This window comes from Aquamicrobium sp. YD-1-mutant5 (assembly GCF_059509755.1).
This window is the reverse complement of record NZ_JCAKKP010000002.1, coordinates 345,561-351,685: the sequence shown is the minus strand read 5'-3', so window position 1 is coordinate 351,685 and position 6,125 is coordinate 345,561. Positions and strand designations below refer to the sequence as shown.

The 6,125-nt window shown below is 60.0% G+C and carries 5 protein-coding genes and 1 pseudogene; 3 read left to right on the top strand and 3 right to left on the bottom strand.

The annotated features are described in order from the left end of the window. The 3 genes and pseudogenes from AC5XE7_RS04195 to AC5XE7_RS04185 all read left to right on the top strand — a co-directional run. A pseudogene (locus AC5XE7_RS04195) lies at positions 1-120 on the top strand (IS5/IS1182 family transposase); the annotation flags it as partial. A 279-nt stretch (positions 121-399) separates the two neighbouring features. Further along, positions 400-1,467 carry an ABC transporter substrate-binding protein gene (locus AC5XE7_RS04190; protein ID WP_495364939.1) on the top strand — a complete coding sequence of 356 codons (1,068 nt, stop codon included), beginning with the start codon at positions 400-402 and terminating at the stop codon, positions 1,465-1,467. Between the two features lie 58 nt (positions 1,468-1,525). Next, on the top strand, positions 1,526-2,458 hold the full coding sequence (locus AC5XE7_RS04185; RefSeq protein WP_495364938.1) for an SMP-30/gluconolactonase/LRE family protein: 933 nt from the start codon (positions 1,526-1,528) through the stop codon (positions 2,456-2,458). Between the two features lie 65 nt (positions 2,459-2,523). Here AC5XE7_RS04185 and AC5XE7_RS04180 read toward each other — a convergent pair whose 3' ends face one another. Genes AC5XE7_RS04180 through AC5XE7_RS04170 form a run of 3 tightly spaced genes read right to left on the bottom strand, consistent with a single transcriptional unit; the run spans position 2,524 to position 5,512 of the window. After that, complete coding sequence (locus AC5XE7_RS04180) at positions 2,524-3,489, bottom strand: NAD(P)H-dependent flavin oxidoreductase (protein ID WP_495364937.1); 966 nt, start codon at positions 3,487-3,489, stop codon at positions 2,524-2,526. 3 nt (positions 3,490-3,492) lie between these two features. Next, the gene (locus AC5XE7_RS04175; protein ID WP_495364936.1) at positions 3,493-4,698 is read right to left on the bottom strand and encodes an acyl-CoA dehydrogenase family protein; all 1,206 of its coding nucleotides are present in this window, start codon (positions 4,696-4,698) and stop codon (positions 3,493-3,495) included. Positions 4,699-4,708: 10 nt separating this feature from the next. Next, positions 4,709-5,512, bottom strand: a complete 804-nt coding sequence (locus tag AC5XE7_RS04170; RefSeq protein ID WP_495364935.1) for an enoyl-CoA hydratase/isomerase family protein — start codon at positions 5,510-5,512, stop codon at positions 4,709-4,711. Between the last annotated feature and the right edge of the window lie 613 nt (positions 5,513-6,125).

Sequence of the window (6,125 nt, the reverse complement as noted above, 5' to 3'; positions counted from 1 at the left end):
GTCGAGAACCTGTTCGCCAAGCTCAAGGACTGGCGCCGCATCGCCACACGCTACGACCGATGCGCTCACACCTTCTTCTCAGCGATATGCATCGCCGCAGCCGTCATCTTCTGGATCTGACCAATGAGTCCTGAGCCTAGCCGCACTCCGCAGGTGAGGCTCTAATGCGGTACGCCCTGCGGAACCTGAAGACAGGGCACATCTGCGCAGACTGCCAGCACGGCATTCATCGCCAGAGCGCCGCCTCTCAAAGTGAGCCCTGCAATAAACTTTCCATATAAACAGCACAGCGATAACGGTTGCGCGTGAACAAAATTATACGTAACGTTTGTTAGAAAATAAAGTGGACCCACCTTTGATGATTCTATAACGACCGGGGTCGTCCATAGGGAGGAAGACATGAAATCCATCTGTTCCATGGCGCTTGCGGCCACTTTGCTCGCCGCGCCGGTTTATGCTGAGAGCCAGACCGTCACCATCGGCTTTGGCACGACCGTGGGCAGCCAGTACTCCGATCTGGTTTTCGGCAAAAAGCTCGGTTTCTTCGAAGAAGAAGGCATCGACCTGCAACTGATGTCGTTCCAGGGAACACCGGTCCTGCTTGCCCAGGTTCAGAACCAGTCCATCGATGTCGGTTCCGTCGAACCCTCGCTGATGCTGATATCAGCGTCAAAGAACGTCCCGCTCCCTGTGCGGGCGGTGTATAATTATTTCCGTTCCACACCTTACGAATTCGCCGTGCTTCCGGACAGTCCGATCAGATCCGTTGCGGATCTGAAAGGCAAGAAGATCGGTGTCCACGTTCTGTCCTCGGGCAATGTGATCCTGACAAAAGCAGCGTTGCGCGACGCGGGAATAGATCCCGAGACCCAGGTCACCTTCGTGCCAATCGGTGTCGGGCCTGCGGCCTGGAAGCAACTGCAGGACGGAACCGTCGACATCCTCAACCTGTGGACGTCGGAAGACGTCAAGATGCTTGCTGCCGGCAATCCGGCCCGCCGCTTCACGCTGCCGGAGAAGTTTCGCCAGATATTCACCGGCACCATGATCGTTCATGAGGACACGATTGCGGACCGCCCCGAGATCATCGAGGGGCTGGGACGAGCCCTCGCGAAATCGACGCTCGCCTGCGCCAGCGCCCGGGTGACATGTGCGAAATCCTTCTGGGAATTCGACCCCACCGCGCGCCCTGCCGCTGACCATGAAGACGAGTGGATCGCCAACACTGTCAGGGTTCTTGAGGAAAACCACGCTCTCATCACATATAATGAGAATAGGGAAAATACGCCCGGCAGCTATATGGCCGGCAGTCTGGATGCCTATGTAGACGCTCTCAGGCAGGCGGGTCTTCTGGAAAACACGGACTTCGAGGCAGACTCCATTCTCACCAATCAATTCGCCAAAGCCTATGACGATTTCGACCGTGATGAGGTCATAGCCAGGGCGAAGGCTGCCGAAGCCCAATAGGCCAGGCCGGATAGCGGCACGCCGGCGCGCGCAATCCACCTTTTCTACGGAGACAGTCATGGACATCGTCGAACTGGCTACAGGGCTGCGCTTTCCGGAGGGGCCGATCGCCATGGGCGATGGCTCCGTGCTGCTGGTCGAAATCGAGCGGCAGACACTCACTTGCGTGGAACCCGGAGGTCATGTGGGCGTCGTCGCCCCTATCCCCGGCGGCCCCAACGGCGCGGCGCTCGGCCCGGATGGCAAGGTCTATATCTGCAACAATGGCGGCTTTGAATGGATCGAAGGGCCCGCCACCGGCCTTCGGCCACACGGAACTCCTGCCGCCTATTGCGGCGGGCGCATCGAACGCGTCGACCTGGAGACCGGTCAGGTCGAAACTCTCTACGACGCCTGCGACGGCATACCCTTGCGTGGCCCTAATGACATTGTCTTCGATCGCGAAGGTGGCTTCTGGTTCACCGATCTGGGTAAGATGCGCGCCCATGACATGGATCGCGGCGGGGTCTATTATGCGGCTGCGGACGGAAGCTCGATCCGGCGCGTGATCTTTCCAATGTTCTTTCCGAATGGGATCGGGCTCTCGCCTGAGGAGGACATGCTCTACGTCGCAGAAACGCATACCGGGCGGGTGTGGTCGTTTCATATCGTGGCGCCGGGCCAGGTCGCGCTTTTGCCATTTCCCACTTCACCCAATGGAGGCGAGCTGATCTACGCTCCGTCGGGCTATCAGCTTTTCGATTCACTTGCCGTCGACAGCGCCGGAAATGTCTGCGTGGCAACGCTCTACAATGGGGGCATCAGCGTCATTGCGCCGGGAAGCGGGGCCGTGAGGCATGTGCCGATGCCGGATCCCATAACGACCAATATCTGCTTCGGAGGGCCAGACTTGCGCAAGGCATTCATAACCCTGTCCAGCACCGGAAAACTGGTTAGTTGCGACTGGGCCGCGCCGGGTTTGCGTCTTAATTTTCAGGATGGAGCCGCATAGGCACCGGACATGCAAAAGGCAGGAATTTCCTGCTTTTTTTCAATTGCATGCCGGTTAAAGCTTCTTCAGGCCGCTTGCGAGAGAAGCCGCAACCTCGCCTGATCGTATTCCGCTTTCAATTCAGCAACCTTATCAGCGACGGTCGCGATCCCAGTCGTTGCACCAAGCCCCTGGCCTGCCCCCCAGATGTCGCGCCACGCTTTCGTTGCCGATTTGGAACCTATTTTCATTCCCTCGGGATCGGGTGCAGGCAGGTTTTGGGGATCGTAGCCGGCGGCTACGATGCTGGGAGCGAGATAGTTCGCCGGTACACCGCTGAAGAACGGCGTATAGACGATGTCCCGGGCCGAGCACTCCACCAGCATTTGCTTGTAGGCCGCATCTGCATTGGCCTCCGCCGTCGCGATGAAATGCGTTCCCATATAGGCCAGATCTGCCCCCATCGCCTGCGCCGAAAGAATCGACGAGCCGGTGGCGATAGCCCCGGAAAGAATTATCGGGCCGTCATAGAAGCGCCGCACCTCCGACACCAGCGCGAATGGGCTCAGGGTGCCCGCATGTCCGCCCGCACCGGCACAGACGAGGATCAGGCCGTCGACGCCCTGCTCCAGCGCCTTCTCCGCATGACGCACGCTGACAACATCATGGAAGACCAGTCCTCCATAAGAGTGGGCTGCTTTCACCACCTCCCCCGGCGGCCGCAGGGACGTAATCATGATCGGCACGCAATGTTTCACGCAGGTCTCAACATCCTGCTCAAGCCTGACGTTCGATCGGTGGACAATCTGGTTCACTGCGAAGGGCGCGGCTTTCCGATCTGGGTTGGCGGCATCAAAACGGTCGAGGTCGCTCCTGATGCGGGTCAGCCATTCGTCCAGCGCCTCCGCAGGGCGTGCGTTCAGCGCGGGGAAAGAGCCGACAATGCCTGCCTTGCATTGCGCGACGACGAGATCGGGCGTCGAAACAATGAACATCGGCGAACCGATCACCGGCAGTGTCAGTCTGGTCGCCAAAGATTGAGGTAATGCCATGGGTCAGTCCTTGTACTTTCCCAGTTCAAGACGAGCGATCTGATCGCGATGGACCTCGTCCGGACCGTCGGCTATCCGCAATGCGCGGGCGCGCGCATAGGCCCGGGCAAGGAAAAAGTCTTCCGAAACGCCGCCGCCGCCGCATGCCTGTATGGCCCAGTCGATCACCTGGCACGCCATGTTGGGCCCGGCGACCTTGATCATACCGATCTCGCGACGGGCACCTTTGATGCCCACCGTATCCATCAGATAGGCAGCGCGCAGCGTCAGCAGGCGCGCCTGATCGATCAGAATGCGCGATTGCGCAATACGCTCGCGTGTTGTGCCGTGATCGGCGATACGACGGCCGAAGCTGGTGCGCGAAAGCGTGCGGCGGCACATGATCTCAAGCGCGCGCTCGGCCATGCCGATGGTTCGCATGCAATGATGGATGCGTCCCGGGCCGAGCCGACCCTGCGCTATCTCGAAACCGCGCCCTTCGCCGAGAAGAATGTTGCCGGCCGGGACGCGCACGTCGCGGAACACGATCTCGGCATGCCCCGAAGGCGCGTCCACATAGCCAAAGGTGGGCAACCAGCGGACGATCTCGATGCCGGGCGTGTCGCGTGGCACGAGGATCATCGATTGCTGGCGATACTTGTCTGCGCTGTCGGGATCGGTCTTGCCCATTACGATGAAAACCTCGCAGTGCGGATGAAGCGCGCCGCTCGACCACCATTTGCGGCCATTGATGACGTAGTCGTCCCCGTCACGGTCGATTCTGCAATGGATGTTGGTCGCGTCGGATGAGGCGACTTCCGGCTCGGTCATGGCGAAGCAGGAGCGAATGTCGCCTGCAAGCAGAGGTTCCAGCCACCGTGCCTTTTGCGCGTCCGTGCCGTAGCGCTCCAGTATCTCCATATTCCCGGTATCGGGCGCGGAACAGTTGAAGACTTCGGACCCGAATGACACACGGCCAAGCAATTCGCAGATCGGCGCATATTCCAGATTGGACAGACCGGGACCGCCTGCCGCCTGTGGCAGGAACATGTTCCAGAGCCCGGCCGACTTGGCTTTGGCCTTCAGCTCCTCCATTTTCGGGTTGACCACCCATTCGACATGCTCACCGGTTTCAGGGAAATCCACCTCGGCCGGATAAACATGCTCCGCCATAAAACGGGCAACCGCATCGGTGAAATCGCGCGAGCGCGCGGATTGCGTCAGGTCCATACTAACTCTCCTATAGGCCCCTGAAAGCAGGGGTACGTTTCTCGCGGAAGGCCTGGACGCCCTCCGCATGGTCTTCAGTGACGATCAAAGCGGTCTGGCCCTCGATCTCCAGTTCCAGCATTTCATCGAGTGAACTTTCGAACGTCATCGCCAGCGCCTGGCGAGTTCGCTCCATCGCCAGCGGCGCACTCTGCGCCAGCACCTGAGCCCGCTCCAGTGCTGTGGTGAGCAGCGTCTGCGTCTCCACGATCTCATCCACAACCCCGATTTCGAGGGCGTGCGCAGCGTCGAACCTTTGCGACAGCAAAAGGATCTGACGGGCATGGCGCGGTGCAATTCGGCGGGGAAGCGTCCATAACAGCCCCATGTCCGGCATCAGGCCAATCGAGCCGAACGCCGCTCCGAAACGCGCCTCGCAGGTCGCCACGACATAGTCGCAGGCCGCCACCAGCGACAAGCCCGCACCAAAGGCGTGGCCGCGAATGGCTGCGATGATCGGAAGACGACCATTCACCATGTGACGCATCAGGTCATGAGCGGCTCCCATACGGGCGCGAAGGCCATGCGGGTCAGCCCCACGCCCCATGACGCGCATGTCCCCACCGACGCAGAAACTCGCTCCGGCACCCGTGATAACCACCGCGCCGCAGGATGGATCGTTCTGCAAAGACACGATCGCCCGACGCAACGCATCGCGCATCTTTGCCGACAGCGCATTGCGGACATCAGGATCGTTCAGGACAAGCAGGGCGACAGCGCCGTGCCGCTCGCACAGGACAAGTGACGTTTCGACCTTCTCTGTCTCGGCCGTCATGATCGCCTTTCCTCGCATCACTCAATCTATTTCTACCTAACGTACGTTATTTATTATCGTACTGCAAGCAGCTGAACAGCCTTCGGATGTGGTCGCGAAACGGACAAAAAAGACGCGGCTTCCCACACCACAGGAAGAAAAGGCGCCCAGTAGCGAAATTTGGAGATTTTGTTCTTCAGCTCCGAGTTGTTCAGCCCTGGCAGCCGGGGGCATAAGATTGCAGTTTTCACAGCGCAGGGAGTTGAGGGGCGCGCCAGCACCGGAACGCCGGCTCGGCATCTGATCGTCCAGGAAGAGGTGTATGCATCCTTCCCACCACAATCCTTGCCGTTCAACAGCGCGAAGATCGGGTCGGTTATCTTCCCTTTCGGAACGGCAAGCCGAAAGCAGCGCTTCGTACCGCGAGCCACCAATCCCGATGACTGGTGGCGCCTCGACTTCTCCGGGCCAGATCGGGATCGGTCTGCGCACCCGCGCCAGACGCACCGGCATCGCGAAAATTGACCACGCGAACGCGCCAGTGGGCCATCTCCGCCTTCTCCAGGCGCGCATCGAAAGGGTTCGCTACCACGAAGAACAGGGCGCGCTGCTATCATCGCCGGTTGGTCAGACC